Origin of the sequence: Paraburkholderia sp. EG286B (assembly GCF_040965655.1) — a bacterium.
Lineage (GTDB): Bacteria > Pseudomonadota > Gammaproteobacteria > Burkholderiales > Burkholderiaceae > Paraburkholderia.
On the sequence record NZ_JBFRCF010000002.1, the window covers coordinates 33,939 to 53,903 of the forward strand.

Consider the following 19,965-nt stretch of genomic DNA (forward strand, 5'->3'; position numbering starts at 1 on the left):
CGGCATCGAAGCGCGCATTCGTGCACTCGCGCCGCCGAAATGCGCTGAAAAATACCGTAGCAATTGCACCGTCAACATCCGTTTCGTCACAGCCGTTAAGCCGGTACATTTAATGATCGCGCCGGCGGATTCGTCGTGCGCCCATTCATCATGAGCGACTCCAGACGGTCGAAGCCAAACGCGCAGTCCGCCGCCGGCGCAGCGGCGCCCGACGACGGCGCGGATGCGCTGCTCGACGCCGACGACGCCCGCCATCTCCTCGTGCGCACGGGGTTCGCGCCGCGCGAGACCGAAGTCGAGCCTTATGTGGGGCTCACGCGAGAGCAGGCTGTCGCGCGGCTCGTCGGCGGCACGCGCAGCGAGGCGCTCACGCCGCTGCCCGCGTGGACCGCCGAAGTGCCGCCGAGCCGGGCACAGCGCAGCGCATGGACCCCCGAGGAACGCCAGCAGGCGCAGCGCCAGCGCGGTACGCGCTATGACGAATTGCGCGCATGGTGGCTGCGCGAGATGCTCGTCACGCCTTCGCCGCTGACCGAGCGCATGACGCTCTTCTGGCACAACCACTTCACTTCGGGGCAGGACAAAGTCGGCGAGCCGCAGTTGATGGCCGCGCAAAACGCGCTGTTGCGGCGCGATGCGCTGGGCAGTTTCGCGAGCATGCTGCACGCGCTCGCGAAGGACCCCGCGATGCTGCTTTACCTCGACGGCGCGAGCAATCGCAAGGGCCGGCCCAACGAGAATTTCGCGCGCGAAGTGATGGAACTATTCACGCTGGGCGAAGGGCAGTACTCGCAGCGCGACGTTGCCGAAGCGGCGCGCGCCTACACGGGTTGGAGTCTCGATCCCGACACCCAGGCGTTCGCCTGGCGCGCCGACTTGCATGACGACGGCGAAAAGACGGTGCTGGGTCGCAGCGGTCCGTTCGACGGTGACCAGGTGCTCGACATCCTGCTCGCGCAGCCGCAAACTGCCCGGTATGTGTCGGCCAGACTATGGCGCGAGTTCATCTCCGCAACGCCCGACGATGCGCAACTCGCAAGCGTCGCCGCTCGTTTTCACGCAAGTGGATACGAGATCGGCGCTGCGCTTCGCGCGCTCTTCGTCACTCCCGCGTTCTGGGACGAACGCAATCGGGGCGTGCTCGTGAGTTCGCCGGTGGAGTTCATCGTCGGCACGATGCGGCGCTTCGATGTGGCCTATGGCGATACGCTGCCGTTCGCGCGCCGCGCGGCCGCGTTGGGCGAGAACCTGTTCTATCCGCCGAACGTGAAGGGGTGGCCCGGCGGAGCGTCGTGGATCAACAGCTCGACGCTGCTCGCGCGCAAGCAGTTCGTCGAGCAGCTGTTTCGTGCGACGGAAGCAGGGCGGCCGCATGCTGAGGCCGCAGCGACGAAGATCGCGGCAAGCATGCCGCAGAACGCGCAGAACGCGATGCGGCGTGATGCGTTGCAAGGCGGTATGCGTTTCGATCTGGATGGCTGGCTCTCGCGCTACGGTCTCACTGCCGATGCCACGCCCGGCCTGTCCGCGCAGCTGCAAATGCAGCATGCAGTCCTGCCGCTGGCGCCTGTCGATGCGATTGCAGCTGGTAGCCGTGCGGGTTCATATCTCCAGGCACTGCTGATGGATCCGGTGTATCAGTTGAAGTGAAGCATGAATACGAATAGCCGAATCCCTGGCGGCAATGTGCGCCGCCGCACTGACGAGCGAGGCAAGCCATGAAGCGACGCGACTTTCTTGCAGCCGGTGCGACGGCAGCTGCGGTGGCGGGTACGACGCTATGGCTGCCTCGCGCTGCGCACGCGCAAGGCACGGCGCCCATGCATCCGGGCATGGCGAGCGGCTACGAGAACCTGCTGATTCTCGTCGAGCTGAAGGGCGGCAACGACGGCATCAACACCGTGGTGCCGTTTGCCGATCCGCTCTACTACAGCTACCGGCAATCGATCGCCGTGCCGCGCGCCCAGGCGATCCAGCTGGACGAGCGCACGGCGCTGCATCCGTCGCTTGCGCCGCTCATGCCGATGTGGCGCGCGCACGAGCTGGCGATCGTCCAGGGCGTGAGCTACCCGCAGCCCAATCTTTCGCACTTTCGATCGATCGAGATCTGGGACACGGCTTCGCGCTCCAACGAATATCTGCGCGAGGGCTGGCTCACGCGCGCGTTCGCACGCGAGCCGGTGCCGCCCGGCTTCGCCGCCGATGCGCTCGTGCTCGGCAGCGCCGAGATGGGGCCGATCTCGAACGGCGCGCGCGCCATCGCGCTCGTGAATCCGGCGCAGTTCGCGCGGGCGTCGCGCCTCGTCACGCCGGTCTCGCTCAAGGAGCGCAATCCCGCGCTCGCGCATATCCTCGACGTCGAGAACGACATCGTGCATGCCGCCGATGCGCTGCGGCCCCGCCCGGGCAATTACGCGCTGAAGACGGCGTTTCCGCCAGGCGCGTTCGGCACCTCGATCAAAACGGCCATGCAGGCGCTCGCCTCGAGCGACACCCCGCAAGGTACGCCGATGGCGGGGCGCGGTGTCGCGGTGATTCGTCTGACGCTGAACGGCTTCGACACGCATCAGAACCAGCCGCAGCGTCACGCCGACCTGCTGCGCCAGTTCGCGACGGGCATGGCGGCGATGCGCTCGGCGCTCGTCGAACTCGGGCGTTGGGACCGCACGCTCATCGTGACGTATGCGGAATTCGGGCGGCGCGTGCGCGAGAATCAAAGCCGCGGCACCGATCACGGCACGGCTTCGGCGCACTTCGTCGCGGGCGGGCGCGTGGCGGGCGGGCTCTTTGGTCAGGCGCCGCAACTCACACGGCTCGACGGCAACGGCAACCTGCCGGTGGGCGTCGATTTCAGGCAGATCTATGCGACCGTGTTAGGCCCCTGGTGGGGCCTCGACGCGCAGGCCGTGCTGCAGCAGCGCTTCGAGCCGCTGCCGTTGCTGCGCGCGTAGCGCGGCCGCGAGCCCTCAACCGCGCCGCGCGGCGCGCCAGGCGATCCACAGCTTGCGCACCGGCGTGAGCACGATCTGCTGATGCAGCACCTGGTAGCCTTCGCGCTCGACTTCGTCGAGCAGCGCAAGTGCGAGCGCCGCGAGCGCACGCAAGGTGCGCTGCTCACGGCGCGCCGAAGCGGGAATCGCGTCGAGCGCGGCCTGGACCGATTCGCGCGCGCGCGAGGTCTGGAACTGCATCAGCTCCGTGAACTCTGCGCTGTAGCGTCGGTTGATGAGATCGGCGGCGGTGACGTTGTAGCGCTGCAATTCGTCGATGGGCACGTAGATGCGGCCATGGCGCGCATCGTTGCCGATTTCCGGCACGAACTGCGCGAGCATCAGCGCGTTGCCAAGCGGTGCGGCCCAGCTTGCAACGTCCTGGCGGTTCTCGTCGGTGCGCACGCTGAGTTGCGCGACGAGCGACGCGAACGTGCCGCCCACGCCCTGCATATAGCGGCGCAGATTCGGCAGATCGAGATAACGCGCCTGCTCGAAGTCCATCTCGAAGCCGGCGAGCAGCGCCTGCAGATCGGGATAGACGGCGCTGGCATCGCCGAGATGCGCGGCGAGCGCCTGGGTGACCGGATGCGCGGGTTTGCCCGCGGCGAGCGCAGCCAGTTCCTTTTGCCACCAGGCGAGCTTGGTGCGGCCGACGGTGGGATCGCTCGTTTCTTTCGCGGTTTCCTCGAGCTCGCGGCGCAGCGCGAAGAGGGCGGTCAGGAGCGGCTGGCGCGCAGCGCGGGCCTGACGCAGCGCATAGTAAGTGCTCGAACCAGGGGGCGCCGCCTTTTGCAGGCAGTAGTCGTCGAAGTTCACGGCGTTCGGAGATGTGGGGCGAAGCGGCTCGAGCGGCGGCCAGAGCGCGCCGCGACGGTAGAGCCGCGATTCTAGCATCGGCGCGGCTTTCGGCCGGCCCGGCAGGGCGCGCCGGTGCATGGATCGATGCACGCGTCGATGCGGTGACGTGCCCCGTCGCGCACTGTTTTCGGAATGCAGACAAGCGCCAGTCAATCGGTTAGAATCTCGCGCTTGCGCTTTCTGACGCTTAGCTGGACGCGCGCAGCCGGCCCATAATGAAGCATCGCTGCCGGCGGGCGCAGTCAGAAAGCAGGCTGGATTGCGGGCGAGGTGGCCAACACCGCGCCCGGCGTCTCACGAGGACTCGATCAGTCGGCATGTCGCACAGGGTTGTATCGCACGCGTGGTTCGCAGCGGTCCTGCCGGGCGCAAGAAGACAAGCGCAAAGAATTCGCGTGAGTGGCGAAATTGGTAGACGCACCAGGTTTAGGTCCTGACGCCCGCAAGGGTGTGCCGGTTCGAGTCCGGCCTCACGCACCAAAGTAAAAAGGCCATGTACCTTCGGGTACGTGGCCTTTTTGTTTGTGCGCGGCTTGGGCGCGGTCTACGCGAAGCACTCGCGATGGCGGCTTGACGCTGCCCGCCATCTGTTTGGCTTATTGCCTCTGCTCGTTCGGACTGCCTTACAGTTCGCTCTGCATGGCTTCGATCACCTTGTCGAGCGCACGTGCGAGTGCGTCGCGTTCCTTGTCGTCGAGGCTCTCGAAGAGGTCGACATTCCACTTGCGCGCGATGGGCATGACCTTGCGATACAGCGCGCGTCCGTCGGTTGTGAGCGAAACGAGCACGAGGCGTCCGTCCTCCTCGCTCGTGTCGCGCTGCATGAGGCCGCGGCGCATCAGCGCCTCGGCTGCACGGCTTGCCTGGCTCTTGTCGAGATTCGCGTGACGCGCAAGCTCCATCACGGAAAACGGGCCGAACGCCCCCACAGCTGCAATGAGCCGAGCCTCCGGAAGTGTGATGCCGAGCTTCGCCTGGTAGCGTTCGCTCGCGCCACGTTCGGAGAGTTTGTTCAGGACATGCAGCCGATAGGTGAGGAATTGTTCGAGTCCGGCTTTGCTTGCCTTCATGGGAGTCCTGGTCTGGTCGCTTGGGAAGGGCGCGATCGTGTCGCGATTCCATGATTGTTGCCCCATCTTGCGCGCGGGTCAACGCATCCTAACCCTTGTCCAGCGCATCCGATGCGGTGCACGAATCTATTAATCGCTTACTGCGGAATGCGTGATGCGCAGAGGTCATGCGTCTGGCGCGATCCTGCCGCGCGGATTCCGGCAACGAGGCCGGGGCGGCGGGCCCTGGCCTCGTCTGCCCGGATCTTAGTTGGATGTACGCGCAGCGTATTTGAGGCGGGCGAGCTGCTCGGCTTCGTTGGCGAGCAGGCGTGCCGCGTCGCGAATCGCGGTTTCGAGCGTGATGGGGCCCGGCGCGGGCGAGAAGCAGCCGCTGAAGTGCGCCGCGAGCCGCGGCAGGGCGGCGGCGTCCACGGCGCCCGAGAGCAGCGTGGCCGGCACCCCCAGCGCCGCGGCGTGGCGGCAGGCAATGAACGGCGCCTTGCCGTGCAGCGTCTGGACGTCGGAGCGGCCTTCGCCGGTGATGAGCCAGTCCGCGCGATCGAGCGCTTCGTCCAGACCGATGGTGCGCGCAACGACTTCGGCGCCGGGCTCGAAGCTCGCGCCGAGCATGCGCAGCGCGAAACCCAGGCCGCCGGCCGCACCGGAACCGGCTTCGTCGCGTACGCGACGGCCCAGCGCCGCTTCGAGCAGGTCGGCGAAACGGCCGAGCGCCGCGTCGATTGGCGCCACCTGCTCGGGCGTCACGCCTTTTTGCGGGCCGAACACGGCGGTTGCGCCATGCTCGCCCGTGAGCGGATTGTCCACGTCCGACATGCCGACGAACGTTGCCTCGCCAAGCCGCGCGTCGAGCCCGGCAACGTCCACGCGCGCCACTTGCGCGAGCGCCTGCGGCGTGGGCTCGAGGGGTTTGCCGGCGGCGTCGAAGAGTTGCAGGCCGAGGCCCGCGAGCAGGCCCGCGCCGGCATCGTTGGTGCTGCTGCCGCCGAGCGCCACGTAAAAGCGCCGCACACCTTCGTCGAGCAGCGCGCGGATCGCTTCGCCCATGCCGCGCGTGCTGCGCGCGTCGACCGGCACGCCCATGCCCACGGGGTCCGTGATGCCGACGATCTCGGCGGTCTCGACGATCGCGCTGCCGTCGTGCAGCAGGCCCACGGCAGCGTCGCGCTTCGGCCCCGCTGCGCCTTCCACGTTCAGCACGCGGCGCTCGCCGCCCATCGACAGCATCGCGTCGAGCGTGCCTTCGCCGCCGTCGGCCATGGGGCGGATGCGGATGTCGGCGTCGGCGCGCACGCGGCGGATGCCCTCGGCAATCGCGGCGGCGACCCCGTCCGCGCTGAGCGAGCCTTTGAAAGAATCAGGAGCAATGACGATAACGGGAGCGTCAGTCGACGAATTCGGCATGGTGTCTCTGCTGGAAGAATTGTGTTGGGAGCGGCTGCGGCCGGCGGGGCGTCCGGCGCGAGCGTAAGCTTAACAGCCTCGCCGCGCGGGCCGGATAACGGCGTTGCGATAGCGCGGATCGGAGCGCATTTCAGGCTCGCAGCGGCTCAAAAGCAGGCCAAAACCGGGTCAAAAACAGCCACATAGCACACTCAAACGGCAATTCCAGTGGGACCGGGAAATAGTTTGCTAAAATACTTGGCTCTTTTGACGGAACCGCACCGCAAGCCGCCCGTTTCGGCGCTGTTGAGCGGCGCACGAGGCGCCTGCGTTCAGCTCCAAAGCGGGTTGCTGGACCACATCGGATCCAGGCGGACCGCGGCTCGCAAAGACCACAGATTACTGATTCGCTCGAACAATTTTAGGACGATTGAAGCCATGGCTAACGTTGTTGAAAACCTCGGCAAGCTCGAACGCCGCGTGACGATTTCCCTGCCGAAGGACGCCGTGCAGAAAGAAATCGATTCGCGCATCCGCAAACTCGCGAAGAACGTGCGCATGCCGGGCTTCCGTCCGGGCAAGGTGCCCCTCAAGATGGTCACGCAGCAGTATTCGGGCCAGGTCGAGGCCGAAGTCCTGAGCGACAAGGTCGGCAAGGAATTCTTCGACATCAGCCGCGCCGAGAACCTGCGCGTCGCCGGCCAGCCGAGCTTCGCGCCGAAGTCGGAAGCCGCTGAAGGCGACTACGCGTTCGACGCGACCTTCGAGGTCTACCCTGAAGTGAAGCTCGGCGACGTCGCGACGGCCGAAATCGAGCGCACGACCACGACCATCACCGAAGCGGAAATCGACCGCACGCTCGACATCCTGCGCAAGCAGCGCGTGCACTTCCACGCTCGCGGCGAAGCCGGCGAGCACGGTGACGGCGGCGCCGACACCGCAGCGAAGGAAGGCGACCGCGTGACGGTCGACTTCGTCGGCAAGATCGACGACGTCGCGTTCCAGGGCGGCACCGCGGAAGGCTTCGCGTTCGTGCTGGGCGAAGGCCGCATGCTGCCGGAATTCGAAAAGGCGGCAATCGGCCTGAAGAAGGGCGAGTCGCGCGAATTCGACCTCGCGTTCCCCGAGGACTACCACGGCAAGGACGTCGCCGGCAAGACGGCGAAGTTCACGATCACGATGCAGCAGATCGAGTGGCCGCACCTGCCGGAAATCGACGCTGAATTCGCCAAGTCGCTCGGCATCGCCGACGGCGACCTCGTGAAGATGCGCGCCGAAATCAAGGACAACCTCGAGCGTGAAGCGAAGCGCCGCACGCAGTCGATCGTCAAGAACCAGGTGATGGATGCACTCCTGAAGATCGCCGAACTCGACGTGCCGAACGCGCTCGTCGAGCAGGATCAGGAACGCCTCGTCGAAATGGCGCGCGCCGACCTCGCGCAGCGTGGCGTGCCCAACGCCAAGGACGCACCGATCCCGGCCGAAATGTTCAAGGAACAAGCCGAACGCCGCGTGAAGCTCGGCCTCGTGCTCGCCGAACTCGTGAAGGCCAACAGCCTCGAGGCGAAGCCGGAGCAGATCCGTGCTGAAGTCGACGAATTCGCGAAAAGCTACGAAGACCCGAAGGAGGTCGTGCGCTGGTATTATTCCAACCAGCAGCGTCTGGCCGAAATGGAAGCCTATGTCGTCGAATCGAACGTCGTCGACTTCGTGCTCGGCAAGGCCAAGGTGACGGACAAGCAGGTTAGCTTCGAAGAACTGGCAAGCGCGACGGCGCAGGCTTAAATCTGCCCGCTACGGCGTGCCGGCTGTCGGAGCGACCGACGGCCAGCACGCCGTTTTTGTATCCGCGGATTTTAGCCATGCTGTCCGTGTGGTTGATTTAGCCGGGGTCCGTCGCCATACGGGTATATAGAAGAACTTTTCCAGACAAGGATGCACCGCATGACCATTCGCGCTCAATCGCTGGATACGTTGACCTCCCACTCGTCGCGGGACTTCGACCCGCAGGCGCTCGGCCTCGTGCCGATCGTCGTCGAAACGAGCGGCCGAGGCGAACGTTCCTACGACATCTACTCGCGCCTGCTCAAGGAGCGCGTGGTGTTCCTGGTCGGCGAAGTGAACGACCAGACGGCCAACCTCGTGGTCGCCCAGCTGCTGTTCCTCGAAAGCGAAAACCCGGACAAGGACATCAGCCTGTACATCAACAGCCCGGGCGGCTCGGTGTCGGCCGGCATGGCGATTTACGACACGATGCAGTTCATCAAGCCGGACGTTTCGACCCTTTGCATGGGCCTCGCGGCCAGCATGGGCGCGTTCCTGCTGGCGTCGGGCGCCAGGGGCAAGCGTTTTGCGCTGCCGAATTCGCGCGTGATGATTCACCAGCCGCTCGGCGGCGCGCGCGGCCAGGCGTCGGACATCGAAATCCAGGCTCGTGAAATCCTGTACCTGAAGGAGCGCCTGAACCAGTTGCTCGCGCACCATACGGGTCAGCCGGTCGAGCGCATTGCGCGCGACACCGATCGCGACAACTTCATGTCGGGTGACGACGCCCAGGCCTACGGTCTCGTCGACCAGGTCCTGCACAAGCGTCCTTGATCTGCGCGAGCGGTTTTGCGCGTCCGACCCTGCGAAGTGCGCGCAAGCCGTGACAGAGGCAACGCAAAGGAACACTCGGCCCCCGTACAAAAGGGGATAGCCGACGCCGCGCAGACCTTGTGAAATAATCGGCAAACGCGCTTCGCGGCCTGCGGCCCCCAACGCCGTCACAGCAAGCGGTTCACGCACCCTCCGGCCTCGCCGGGGGAAACGGCGTATCATGTAACAGAGTGTCCGGAGGCTCATTTATCCATGGCGGACAAGAAAGGTTCTAACAGCGAGAAGCTGTTGTATTGCTCGTTCTGCGGCAAGAGCCAGCATGAGGTGAAAAAGCTCATCGCTGGTCCGTCGGTATTCATCTGCGATGAATGCATCGACTTGTGCAACGAGATCATTCGCGACGAGGCCGCCGGTGCGGGCGTCGACGCGGCGCTGTCGCGCTCGGACCTGCCGAGCCCGCAGGAGATCCGCGACATCCTCGACCAGTACGTGATCGGGCAGGAACGCGCGAAGAAGATCCTCGCAGTGGCGGTGTACAACCACTACAAGCGTCTGAAGCACCTCGACAAGAAGGACGACGTCGAACTCTCCAAGAGCAACATCCTGCTGATCGGGCCCACGGGCTCGGGCAAGACGCTGCTCGCGCAGACGCTCGCGCGCCTTCTGAACGTGCCGTTCGTGATCGCCGACGCCACCACGCTGACCGAAGCCGGTTACGTGGGCGAAGACGTCGAGAACATCATTCAGAAGCTGCTGCAGAACTGCAATTACGAGGTCGACAAGGCCCAGCGCGGCATCGTCTATATCGACGAAATCGACAAGATCAGCCGCAAGTCGGACAACCCGTCGATCACGCGCGACGTCTCCGGCGAGGGCGTGCAGCAGGCGCTGCTCAAGCTCGTCGAGGGCACGATGGCTTCGGTGCCGCCGCAGGGCGGCCGCAAGCATCCGAACCAGGATTTCATCCAGGTCGACACGACCAATATCCTGTTCATTTGCGGCGGCGCGTTCGACGGTCTGGAAAAGGTCATCACCGACCGCACGGAAAAGACCGGCATCGGCTTCGGCGCGAGCGTGAAGAGCAAGCAGGAGCGCGACACCGGCGAAGTGCTGCGCGAAACGGAACCGGAAGACCTGATCAAGTTCGGCCTGATCCCCGAACTGATCGGCCGTCTGCCCGTGGTCGCCACGCTCGGCAAGCTCGACGAAGCCGCGCTCATGAAGATTCTGGTCGAGCCGAAGAATGCGCTCGTCAAGCAGTATCACAAGCTCTTCAACATGGAGCGCGTGGAGCTGGAAATTCGCCCGGCTGCGCTGCAGGCCGTCGCCCGCAAGGCGATCCGCCGCAAGACGGGGGCTCGTGGCCTGCGCTCGATCCTGGAACAGGCATTGCTCGACGTGATGTACGAGCTGCCGGCCATGAAGGGCGTGAGCAAGGTCATCATCGACGACAACGTGATCGACGGCGACGGCAAACCGCTGCTGATCTACGAAGACGCACCGAAGGTTGCAGGGTCGAACTGATGGTGGTGATCGGCTAAAGAGTTCCGGAAAAGGGCCGTTCATACAATGGGATGAACGGCTTTTTCGTTTAATCTTGTGGTCGATGGCGCACTATTTTGGAGTCACTGAACTTTTCCCACACGCGCGAGGCTTGCAATCGGTATCTCAGGCCTCAATTACCGAACAATTGATTCCACTCATGGGGAAATGAAATGTCAGGAACCCAACTCCTCCCGCCGGAACGCACCACGCTCCCGCTGCTGCCGCTGCGAGACGTCGTAGTCTTCCCGCATATGGTGATTCCCCTTTTCGTGGGCCGACCGAAATCGATCAAGGCCCTCGAAGCGGCTATGGAAGGCGGCAAGCACATCATGCTCGTCGCGCAGAAGACCGCCGCGAAGGATGAGCCGACCGAAAAAGACATGTACGAAGTAGGGTGTGTCGCCAACATCCTGCAAATGCTCAAGCTGCCCGACGGCACCGTGAAGGTGCTCGTGGAAGGGCTGCAGCGCGCGAAGACGCTTTCCATCGAAGAGCAGGAAACGCAGTTCTCGTGCGAAGTGATGCCGCTCGAACCGGACCACGCCGACAGCGCAGAAACCGAAGCGCTGCGCCGCGCGATCGTCTCGCAGTTCGACCAGTACGTGAAGCTCAACAAGAAGATCCCGCCGGAGATCCTGACGTCGCTGTCAGGCATCGACGAGGCCGGTCGTCTTGCCGACACCATCGCCGCGCATCTGCCGCTCAAGCTTGACCAGAAGCAGCACATCCTCGAGATGTTCCCGGTCGTGGAGCGTCTGGAGCACCTGCTCGCGCAACTCGAAGCCGAAATCGACATTCTCCAGGTGGAAAAGCGCATTCGCGGCCGCGTGAAGCGCCAGATGGAAAAGAGCCAGCGCGAGTACTACCTGAACGAGCAGGTCAAGGCCATCCAGAAGGAACTGGGTGAAGGCGAAGAGGGTGCGGATCTCGAAGAACTCGAGAAGCGCATCACGGCCGCGCGCATGCCCAAGGAAGCCAAGAAGAAGGCCGACGCCGAGCTCAAGAAGCTCAAGCTGATGTCGCCGATGTCGGCGGAAGCCACCGTCGTGCGCAACTACATCGACACGCTGATCGGCCTGCCGTGGCGCAAGAAGAGCAAGGTCAACAACGACCTCTCGAACGCCGAAGCCGTGCTCGACGAAGACCACTTCGGTCTCGAGAAGGTGAAGGAACGCATTCTCGAGTATCTCGCGGTGCAACAGCGCGTGGACAAGGTCAAGGCGCCGATCCTGTGCCTCGTCGGGCCTCCGGGCGTCGGCAAGACCTCGCTCGGGCAGTCGATTGCGCGCGCAACGAACCGCAAGTTCGTGCGCATGGCGCTGGGCGGCGTGCGTGACGAAGCCGAGATCCGCGGCCACCGTCGTACGTACATCGGGTCGATGCCGGGCAAGATCCTGCAGAGCCTGGCCAAGGTCGGCGTGCGCAATCCGCTCTTCCTGCTCGACGAAGTCGACAAGATGGGCATGGATTTCCGCGGCGATCCGTCGTCGGCGCTGCTCGAAGTGCTCGATCCGGAACAGAACCACACGTTCGCCGACCACTACATCGAAGTCGATTTCGACCTCTCCGATGTGATGTTCGTCGCCACGTCGAACTCGCTGAACATCCCGCCGCCGCTGCTCGACCGGATGGAAGTCATCCGCCTGTCGGGTTACACGGAAGACGAGAAGGTCAGCATCGCCCAGCGTTATCTGCTGCCGAAGCAGAAGAAGAACAACGGGCTGAAGCCGGGCGAGATCGAGGTGACCGAAGGCGCGATCCGCGACATCATTCGCTACTACACGCGTGAAGCGGGCGTGCGTTCGCTCGAGCGCGAAGTGTCGAAGATCTGCCGCAAGGTCGTGAAGATGCTGCTGCTGAAGAAGGCCGACAAGGCCGTCACGGTGGACAGCGCCAACCTCGACACCTTCCTCGGCGTGCGCAAGTACGACTTCGGTCTGGCCGCGAAGGAAAACCAGATCGGCCAGGTCACGGGCCTCGCGTGGACGGAAGTCGGCGGCGATCTGCTGACGATCGAAGCGGCGGTCATGCCCGGCAAGGGCAACGTGATCCGCACGGGTTCGCTCGGCGACGTCATGAAGGAATCGGTCGAAGCGGCACGCTCGGTGGTGCGTTCGCGTTCGCGTCGTCTCGGCATCAAGGACGAAGCGTTCGAGAAGCAGGACATCCACATCCACGTGCCGGAAGGCGCAACGCCGAAGGACGGTCCGTCCGCAGGCGGTGCGATGACGACGGCGCTGGTGTCGGTGCTCACGGGTATTCCGGTGCGCGCCGATGTGGCGATGACGGGCGAGATCACGCTGCGCGGCGAAGTGCTGCCGATCGGCGGGCTGAAGGAGAAGCTGCTCGCGGCGCATCGCGGCGGCATCAAGCTCGTGCTGATCCCGGAAGAGAACGTCAAGGATCTCACCGAGATTCCGGACAACGTGAAGAACTCGATCGAAATCGTGCCGGTCCGCTGGATCGACAAGGTGCTCGAACTCGCGCTCGAACGTGTGCCGCAGCCGCTGCCGGAAGAAGAAGTGAAGGCCGAGGATGCCAAGGCGCCCGTGGCCGAATCGAAGGATGCCGCCGCGACGGAAGTCGTCAAGCACTAAGCCTTCGGTACACCTTCAGTACCCCTTCAACAAGCCGCGCTCCTGCGCGGCGCGTTGGACCCCAGAAAGCCCGCGGCATGCTCCGCGGGCTTTTTATTTGCGTCACGATTCTTGACGTTGTGATGACAACCAGCGGTCTTTTCCGCCATTTCCCACTTGTTCGAATACTCCCTCGACTAATCCCTCGAATCCCGCGCCGAATCAGGCTCAACCCCGCTTGACACGGCACTATCGGCCCCGTTAAATGGGCGGGCCCCGCGCTATGGCGGGGACGTCTATCCAATAAGTTGACCTTCTTTCTTACGTTTACCCAAACACATTCTCGGGGGCTGGAATGAATAAAACGGAACTGATTGACCATATTGCGCAACAAGCCGACATTTCGAAGGCGGCTGCGGGACGCGCACTCGACGCCGTGATCGGCGGCGTCAAAGGGACGCTCAAGAAGGGCGGCTCGGTTACGCTCGTCGGCTTCGGCACGTTCGCCGTCGGCAAGCGCACGGCGCGCACGGGCCGCAATCCGCGGACCGGCGACGCGATCAAGATCAAGGCGGCGAAGGTGCCCAAATTTAGGCCTGGCAAAGCGCTGAAGGATGCGCTAAACTAGCGGGCTCGCTACCTGATGGGTGGCGCAGCAGAAGTCGCAGCACTGGAAGCAGCGCAGGAAAGCATGAAGCTGGGTGCTTAGCTCAGTTGGTAGAGCGGCGCCCTTACAAGGCGTAGGTCGGGAGTTCGAGCCTCTCAGCACCCACCACAGCTTCGGTTCCGGTACGTAGCGCACCCGCACGGAGCGGTAGTTCAGTTGGTTAGAATACCGGCCTGTCACGCCGGGGGTCGCGGGTTCGAGTCCCGTCCGCTCCGCCAAGGATATCTCGACAAGAAGGCGAACTCCGGTTCGCCTTTTTTGTTGGCCGCTGTTGTAATATCGGGCGTTCCATTTTTTGGCGCCATCAACGTCTGGTCACGCATGCTCGACTTTTTCCGCAATCACAAACGCCTGATGATGTTCATGCTGCTCCTGGTCGTCTTGCCAGGGCTGGGCTTCGTCGGTATTCAAGGTTTCCGCGGCTTCTTCGATGAAAGCGCGAACGTCGCAAGCGTCAACGGGCACAAAATCACGCGTGCCGAGTACGACAACGCCGCGCGCCAGCAGCTCGACCAGGCCCGCCAGGTCCTCGGCGCCCAATTCGACGCGAGCATGTTCGACACGCCCCAGCACCGCAAGGACATCCTCGACGGTCTGATCCAGCAGCGCGTGCTCGTGGACGAAACGCAGCGCCTGCATCTCACCGCCTCGGACGACGCCGTGCGTCGCGCGCTGCTCGCCGACCCGGTGATCTCGTCGCTCAAGAATCCCGGCGGCTCGATCAATCTCGACCAGTACAAACAACTGCTCGCCATGCAGGGCATGACGCCCGAGCAGTACGACGAGCGCGTGCGCTATAGCCTCTCCATGCAGCAGCTGCCGGCGTCGATCATCAGCAGCGCGTTCACGCCGAAGGCGCTCGCGCAGCAGCTCACGGGCCTTTCGGAGCAGCAGCGCGAAGTGCAGGGCCTCGCGTTCCACGCGAGCGACTATGCGCCGAAGGTGCAGCCGACCGACGCGCAACTGCAGGCGTACTACGACGCGAACAAGAACGCTTTCGCCACGCCGGCCACGGCGCAGATCCAGTACCTCGTGCTCTCGGCGGCGACGGTTGCCGCCGGCGTGCAGCCGAGTGACGCCGATCTCAAGAAGTACTACGACGACAACATCGCGCACTATCGCACGCAGGAAGAAGTGCGTGCGAGCCACATCCTGATCACGGTGCCGAAGGACGCGAGCGCCGACGTGCGCAACGCCGCGAAGCAGAAGGCCGAATCGATCCTCGCCGAAGTGAAGGCGCATCCGGATCAGTTCGCGCAGATCGCGCAGAAGGAGTCGCAGGACCCGGGTTCGGCCTCGAAGGGCGGCGACCTCGGCTACTTCGGCCCCGGCATGATCGCGGGCGGCCAGACGTTCGACGCTGCGGTCTTCAAGCTCAAGAAGGACGAGATCAGCGACGTGATCCAGTCGGACTTCGGCTATCACATCGTCAAGGTCACGGACCTGAAGCCGGCGGTCACGAAGCCGTTCGACGACGTGAAGGCGCAGATCACGAACGACGTGAAGGCGCAGCAAGCCGCGAAGCTGCTCGCCGACGCGAGCGATGGTTTCACGTCGGTGGTCTACGAGCAGGCCAAGAGCCTGCAGCCGGCCGCGGACAAGTACAAGCTGACGATCCAGACGGCCACGGTCACGCCGAAGCCGAATGCCGCGCTGCCGCCGGATAGCCCGCTGAACAACCAGAAATTTCTCGCCGCCGTATTCGCGAGCGACTCGGTGAACCAGCACAACAACACCCAGGCGATCGACGTCGGCAACAACACGCTGATTTCGGCTCACGTGACGAACTACCAGCCGGCCGCCGTGCCCGCGTTCGCCGCGGTCAAGGATGCGGTGCGCCAGAAGGTGGTCGCGCAGCAGGCCGCCGACATGGCGCACAAGGACGGCGAGGCGAAGCTCGCGGAGCTGCAGAAGTCGAAGTCGACCGACGGCTTCTCGTCGGCGCTCAAGGTGTCGCGCAACGACGCCCAGGGGTTGCCGCCCAGCGCGCTGTCCGCCGTCTTCAAGGCCGATTCGCAGAAGCTGCCCGCTTACGTGGGCGTGGACCTCGGCAACGACGGCTACGCGATCTACCGCGTGAACAGCGTGACCAACGGTCCGGCCGCAGAAGGCCCGCGCCTGGCCGCCGCGCAGCAGCAGCTGGCCCAGGTGGACGGCCAGTCGCAGGTGCAGGCGTACCTCGACGCGCTGCGCGAGCGCGCGAAGGTGAAGCTCTACGGCTCGCTCAGTTCGGCCAGCCAGTCGGGCGACGGCGACGGCGCCCAGTAAGCCCGACCCGCATCAGCCTGCCGGCGTCGAGAGCCGGCACAAAAAAAGCCCCGCGAAACACTGCGGGGCTTTTGCGTTCTGGCGAGCACGAAATCAGAGGCAGGCGCTGATGTCGCTGGTGGCGTCTCCACCGGCGCCGCCGCCGGAGCGGAAGCCGACCCACGTCTTCGCGCTGGCGCTCCACGCCGGGCGTACCGTTGCCGCTGCGCCGTTAGGCGGCTGCTGGCCAGGGACGTAGACGTCGACAGCCTGGCCGTTGGCGAGCACGGACTGCGAGATGACTTGCTGCTGCGACTTGTCGGACCATTTTTGTGCGATGCATTGCGCAACCGTTGCAGGCGGTTGCTGGCTCGTGCCGACGGACTGCGCTCCGCTCGGCATTGGCTGATTGGCGCAGGCAGCAAGTGCTGCCGTAACGACAATGAGAGGTAAATATTTCACGCTTCTTCCCTCCAGTCAGGGTCGGTCGGATTCAGACAGCGAAGCTTCGCGGGCTCGCGTGTCTGACGCAAGCGGTGGCCAATGGCGCGACGCGGTTGCCCGCCGCCACGCTGGCTGAGAGGCTCGAGCGGCTTGAACGCGCCAAGGTTGGGGCCCTGAGAAAGGGTGCCCGGTGAGGACGCCCGCACGCTTGCCCAGCTGCCGCCTCAGCGCCGCACGCCGCTGCCGAGCAGCGGCTTGAGCGTTGGCCACACGTTGTCGAGCAGCAAAGGCTGTGCCTGCTGGGTGGGATGGATCTGGTCGGCCTGGAAGAGTTCGGGCTTGTCGGCGAGGCCAGCTAGCAGAAAGGGCACGAGCGGCACGCTCAGTTCCTTCGCAAGCCGCTCGTAGATGGCGTGGAAGTCCCGCGTATAGTCGACCCCGTAGTTGGGCGGCACGTACATGCCGATGAGCACGGGTTTCGCGCCGCCCTTGCGGATCTGCGTGACGATGGCGCGCAGATTGCTGTCGGTCGTCGTGAGCGGTACGCCGCGCAGTGCATCGTTGGCGCCCAGTTCTACGATCACGATCGCGGGCTTGATGCGCTGCATGACGAGCGGCAGGCGCGTGAGTCCGCCGCTGGTCGTGTCCCCGCTGATGCTCGCATTCGCAACGTTATAATCGATCCGCTCGCTGGTGAGCCGCTGGCGCAGCAGGGCCACCCAGCCTGTATCGCGCGGCAGGCCGTATTCGGCGGAAAGGCTGTCGCCGAGCACGACGATGTTCGGTTTTGCCGTGGCGGCGGGGTTCGTCGCCGCGTTGGCCGTGGAGACGGGCGTGGCCGCGAGCGCGGTGCCGGTCGTGCCATAGAAGGCGCCGAGCAAGACGGCAGCGGTCAAGGCGGCGATAGCGGCAAACGCGCTGAAGCGGGACCGGGCGCGGGAAAGGGTGGCGCGCCGCGCGGCGCGCTTCTGGTTCACGGCTAACCTGTGCGTCATCATGTGCGAATGAATAGCGATCCAGTCATCGAAGTACGGGGTTTGAGCAAGCGGGTCACCGACGCCACCGGCGAGCTGACGATCCTCGACGGCATCGACCTCACCGTGCAGGCCGGCGGGAGCGTGGCGATCGTCGGCGCTTCCGGTTCCGGCAAGTCGACGCTGCTCGGCCTGCTGGCCGGCCTCGACAGCGCGAGCGCGGGTTCGGTGCGCCTGCTCGGCCATGAGCTTACCGGGATGGCCGAAGACCAGCGCGCGGCGCTGCGCAACGGCTCGGTGGGCTTCGTGTTCCAGTCGTTCCAGTTGATGCCGCATCTCACCGCATTGGAGAACGTCGCGCTGCCGCTCGAACTGCAGGGTGGCATGTCGACGCGTGATGCTTTCGCCCGCGCGCGCACGCTGCTCGAGCGCGTGGGTCTTGCCGAGCGCACGGGCCACTACCCGAAGCTGCTCTCGGGCGGTGAGCAGCAGCGCGTGGCGCTCGCCCGCGCGTTCGTGACGCGCCCGGCGGTGCTGTTCGCCGACGAGCCCACCGGCAGCCTCGACGCCGCCACGGGCCACGCCGTCATCGACCTGATGTTCGAACTCAATCGCGCCAACGGCGCGACGCTCGTGCTCGTCACCCACGACGTCGATCTCGCGCAGCGCTGCGACGCCATCATCACGATCGAAGCGGGCCACCGCGTGCCCAACGCGCCGCATGGCGCGGCATCCTCTCGTAACGCGAACAATGTCGAAGCCGGGCGTTAGCGCCTGACCGGTGAACGGCGTGCACAGTGCATGCGCACGCCGGTTCCCCGCGAGTTAGCGCTTGAGCGCCGCACGGGCGCGCGCGATCAGCGCGGCCGTGGACGAATCGTGCAGCTTCACATCGGCGCTTGCGGCGTTCAGGTCGGCTTCGACCACCTTGCCGAGGATCTTGCCGAGTTCCACGCCCCACTGGTCGAACGGATTGATGTCCCACACGGAAGCCTGCACCAGCACCTTGTGCTCGTATAGCGCGATGAGCGCGCCGAGCGAGCGGGCCGTGAGCGCATCGACGAGCAACGTGGTGGTCGGGCGGTTGCCGGGGAACATGATGTGCGGCACGAGTTCGGGCTTGTCCGCGCCGGCAATCTTCTTCGCTTCTTCCTCGGTGCGGCCAAGCATCATCGCCTCGCTCTGCGCAAAGCAGTTCGCGAGCAGCTTCGGATGATGGTCGGCCAGCGGATGCTCGGGCGTGAGCACGGCGATGAAGTCGATCGGCACGATCGTCGTGCCCTGGTGCAGCATCTGGAAGAACGCGTGTTGGCCGTTCGTGCCGGGCTCGCCCCAGGTGATCGCCGAGGTCGCGTAATCGACGAACTTGCCGTCGAGGCGCGCCGACTTGCCGTTGCTCTCCATTTCGAGCTGCTGGAGATACGAAGGCAGGAAGTGCAGCGCTTCGGAGTAGGGCGCAACGAGATAGCTCTGCGAGCCGAAGAAGTTGCGATACCAGATGCCGATCATGCCGAGCAGCACGGGCAGGTTCTTTTCCAGCGGCGCTTCGCGGAAGTGCTTGTCCATGTCGTGCGCGCCGGCGAGCAGTTCGTCGAACTGCTGCGGCCCGATGGCGATCATGATCGAGAGGCCCACGGCCGACCACAGCGAATAGCGGCCGCCCACCCAGTCCCACATCTCGAACACGTTCTCTTTGGCGATGCCGAACTTCACGACTTCGGACGGATTGGCCGAGACGCCCACGAAGTGCTTCGCGAGTTCGCCTTGCGGACAGCCGTGCTTGACGAACCAGTCGCGCATCGACAGCGCGTTGGTCATGGTTTCGAGCGTCGTGAACGTCTTCGACACGATGATCGCCAGCGTTTCTTCCGGATCGATGTTTTCGATCGTGCGCCACAGGTCGGCGCCGTCGACGTTCGAGACGAAGTGCGAGGTGATCTCGGGCAGCTCGAGATGCGCGAGCGCGTGCACGACCATCTTCGGCCCGAGGTCCGAGCCGCCGATGCCGATGTTCACGACATGGCGGATGCGCTTGCCCGTGTACCCGGTCCATGCGCCGCTGCGCACGGCGTCGGCGAACTTCGCCATCTTCGCGCGCTCGGCGGCGATCTGGGCGTGGAACGGGGCGTCGGCTTCGGTGGCGCGCAAGGCGGTGTGCAGCGCCGCGCGGCCTTCAGTCGGATTGACGACTTCGCCCTTGAACATCGCATCGCGGCGCGCTTCCACGCCGGCCTCGCGAGCGAGCTGCACGAGCAGCTTGAGCGTGGCGTCGGTGATGCGGTTCTTCGAGAAGTCGGCGCCGAGACCGGCGCCTGCGAACGTGAAGCGTTCGGCGCGCGTCGGCGCAGGGTCGTTGGCGGGGGCGAACCAGTCGCGCAGCTTTTCGTCGCGGATCTGTTCGTAATGCGTCTGTAGCGCGGACCAGGCGGGGAGCGGATTCGTCATGTTCGTCTAGCGAGGGATCACGAATGGAGGGCGGCAGGTGCGGTTCGCCGGTCAGGCCGAACGCGCTTCGCGCGCCGCGGGGAAGCACGGGCCGCCTTGGGTGCAAGGCGCGTGCGGAGGATCAGTATAGCGGCCTCGCGCGACACTGCGCAGCGTTGTAATGCC

Annotated in this window: 14 protein-coding genes, 3 tRNA genes and 1 pseudogene; 12 read left to right on the plus strand and 6 right to left on the minus strand. The window is 64.9% G+C overall.

Features of this window, described 5'->3' with window-relative positions:
* The first annotated feature begins 150 nt into the window (after nucleotides 1-150).
* Complete coding sequence (locus tag AB4Y42_RS03530) at nucleotides 151-1,650, plus strand: DUF1800 family protein (RefSeq protein WP_368686333.1); 1,500 nt, start codon at nucleotides 151-153, stop codon at nucleotides 1,648-1,650.
* Between the two features lie 68 nt (nucleotides 1,651-1,718).
* Nucleotides 1,719-2,951 (plus strand): DUF1501 domain-containing protein, encoded by a 1,233-nt coding sequence (locus AB4Y42_RS03535; RefSeq protein WP_368693421.1) that lies wholly within the window; start codon nucleotides 1,719-1,721, stop codon nucleotides 2,949-2,951.
* A 15-nt stretch (nucleotides 2,952-2,966) separates the two neighbouring features.
* Here AB4Y42_RS03535 and AB4Y42_RS03540 read toward each other — a convergent pair whose 3' ends face one another.
* Nucleotides 2,967-3,809: a squalene/phytoene synthase family protein gene (locus AB4Y42_RS03540; RefSeq protein WP_368693650.1), complete on the minus strand. Its 843-nt coding sequence runs from the start codon at nucleotides 3,807-3,809 to the stop codon at nucleotides 2,967-2,969.
* A 435-nt stretch (nucleotides 3,810-4,244) separates the two neighbouring features.
* On the opposite strand from AB4Y42_RS03540, the gene AB4Y42_RS03545 reads away from it, so the two are divergent.
* Nucleotides 4,245-4,331, plus strand: a tRNA-Leu gene (locus AB4Y42_RS03545).
* Between the two features lie 143 nt (nucleotides 4,332-4,474).
* Here the strand turns inward: AB4Y42_RS03545 and AB4Y42_RS03550 are convergent.
* Both AB4Y42_RS03550 and AB4Y42_RS03555 read right to left on the minus strand, forming a co-directional pair.
* Nucleotides 4,475-4,921 carry a MarR family winged helix-turn-helix transcriptional regulator gene (locus AB4Y42_RS03550; RefSeq protein WP_368685979.1) on the minus strand — a complete coding sequence of 149 codons (447 nt, stop codon included), beginning with the start codon at nucleotides 4,919-4,921 and terminating at the stop codon, nucleotides 4,475-4,477.
* Between the two features lie 246 nt (nucleotides 4,922-5,167).
* Complete coding sequence (locus AB4Y42_RS03555) at nucleotides 5,168-6,325, minus strand: glycerate kinase (protein ID WP_368693422.1); 1,158 nt, start codon at nucleotides 6,323-6,325, stop codon at nucleotides 5,168-5,170.
* A gap of 417 nt (nucleotides 6,326-6,742) precedes the next feature.
* Here AB4Y42_RS03555 and tig point away from each other — a divergent pair, with 417 nt between their 5' ends.
* The 8 genes and pseudogenes from tig (at nucleotide 6,743) to AB4Y42_RS03595 (ending at nucleotide 15,958) form a co-directional block, all read left to right on the plus strand.
* Nucleotides 6,743-8,089, plus strand: a complete 1,347-nt coding sequence (gene tig, locus AB4Y42_RS03560) for a trigger factor (RefSeq protein WP_368693423.1) — start codon at nucleotides 6,743-6,745, stop codon at nucleotides 8,087-8,089.
* Between the two features lie 159 nt (nucleotides 8,090-8,248).
* Nucleotides 8,249-8,902, plus strand: a complete 654-nt coding sequence (clpP, locus tag AB4Y42_RS03565) for an ATP-dependent Clp endopeptidase proteolytic subunit ClpP (RefSeq protein WP_042269587.1) — start codon at nucleotides 8,249-8,251, stop codon at nucleotides 8,900-8,902.
* Between the two features lie 252 nt (nucleotides 8,903-9,154).
* Nucleotides 9,155-10,426 (plus strand): ATP-dependent Clp protease ATP-binding subunit ClpX, encoded by a 1,272-nt coding sequence (gene clpX, locus AB4Y42_RS03570; RefSeq protein ID WP_028216418.1) that lies wholly within the window; start codon nucleotides 9,155-9,157, stop codon nucleotides 10,424-10,426.
* 191 nt (nucleotides 10,427-10,617) lie between these two features.
* Nucleotides 10,618-13,044, plus strand: coding sequence for an endopeptidase La (lon, locus tag AB4Y42_RS03575; protein WP_368693424.1), 2,427 nt, complete (start codon nucleotides 10,618-10,620; stop codon nucleotides 13,042-13,044).
* 316 nt (nucleotides 13,045-13,360) lie between these two features.
* Nucleotides 13,361-13,651 (plus strand): annotated as a pseudogene (locus tag AB4Y42_RS03580) (HU family DNA-binding protein); the annotation flags it as partial.
* Nucleotides 13,652-13,722: 71 nt separating this feature from the next.
* Nucleotides 13,723-13,798, plus strand: a tRNA-Val gene (locus tag AB4Y42_RS03585).
* 33 nt (nucleotides 13,799-13,831) lie between these two features.
* Nucleotides 13,832-13,908 (plus strand) — tRNA-Asp (locus AB4Y42_RS03590).
* 103 nt (nucleotides 13,909-14,011) lie between these two features.
* Nucleotides 14,012-15,958 carry a SurA N-terminal domain-containing protein gene (locus tag AB4Y42_RS03595; protein WP_368693425.1) on the plus strand — a complete coding sequence of 649 codons (1,947 nt, stop codon included), beginning with the start codon at nucleotides 14,012-14,014 and terminating at the stop codon, nucleotides 15,956-15,958.
* A gap of 93 nt (nucleotides 15,959-16,051) precedes the next feature.
* Here AB4Y42_RS03595 and AB4Y42_RS03600 read toward each other — a convergent pair whose 3' ends face one another.
* Together AB4Y42_RS03600 and AB4Y42_RS03605 are read right to left on the minus strand one after the other, a co-directional pair.
* Entirely contained in the window at nucleotides 16,052-16,399 is a 348-nt protein-coding gene (locus AB4Y42_RS03600) for a hypothetical protein (RefSeq protein ID WP_368685984.1), read from the minus strand.
* 206 nt (nucleotides 16,400-16,605) lie between these two features.
* Nucleotides 16,606-17,358, minus strand: coding sequence for an arylesterase (locus AB4Y42_RS03605; RefSeq protein ID WP_368693426.1), 753 nt, complete (start codon nucleotides 17,356-17,358; stop codon nucleotides 16,606-16,608).
* Between the two features lie 21 nt (nucleotides 17,359-17,379).
* Here AB4Y42_RS03605 and AB4Y42_RS03610 point away from each other — a divergent pair, with 21 nt between their 5' ends.
* Nucleotides 17,380-18,126, plus strand: coding sequence for an ABC transporter ATP-binding protein (locus tag AB4Y42_RS03610; protein WP_368685986.1), 747 nt, complete (start codon nucleotides 17,380-17,382; stop codon nucleotides 18,124-18,126).
* Between the two features lie 54 nt (nucleotides 18,127-18,180).
* Here the strand turns inward: AB4Y42_RS03610 and pgi are convergent, their stop codons facing one another.
* Nucleotides 18,181-19,800: a glucose-6-phosphate isomerase gene (gene pgi / locus AB4Y42_RS03615; protein WP_368693427.1), complete on the minus strand. Its 1,620-nt coding sequence runs from the start codon at nucleotides 19,798-19,800 to the stop codon at nucleotides 18,181-18,183.
* Between the last annotated feature and the right edge of the window lie 165 nt (nucleotides 19,801-19,965).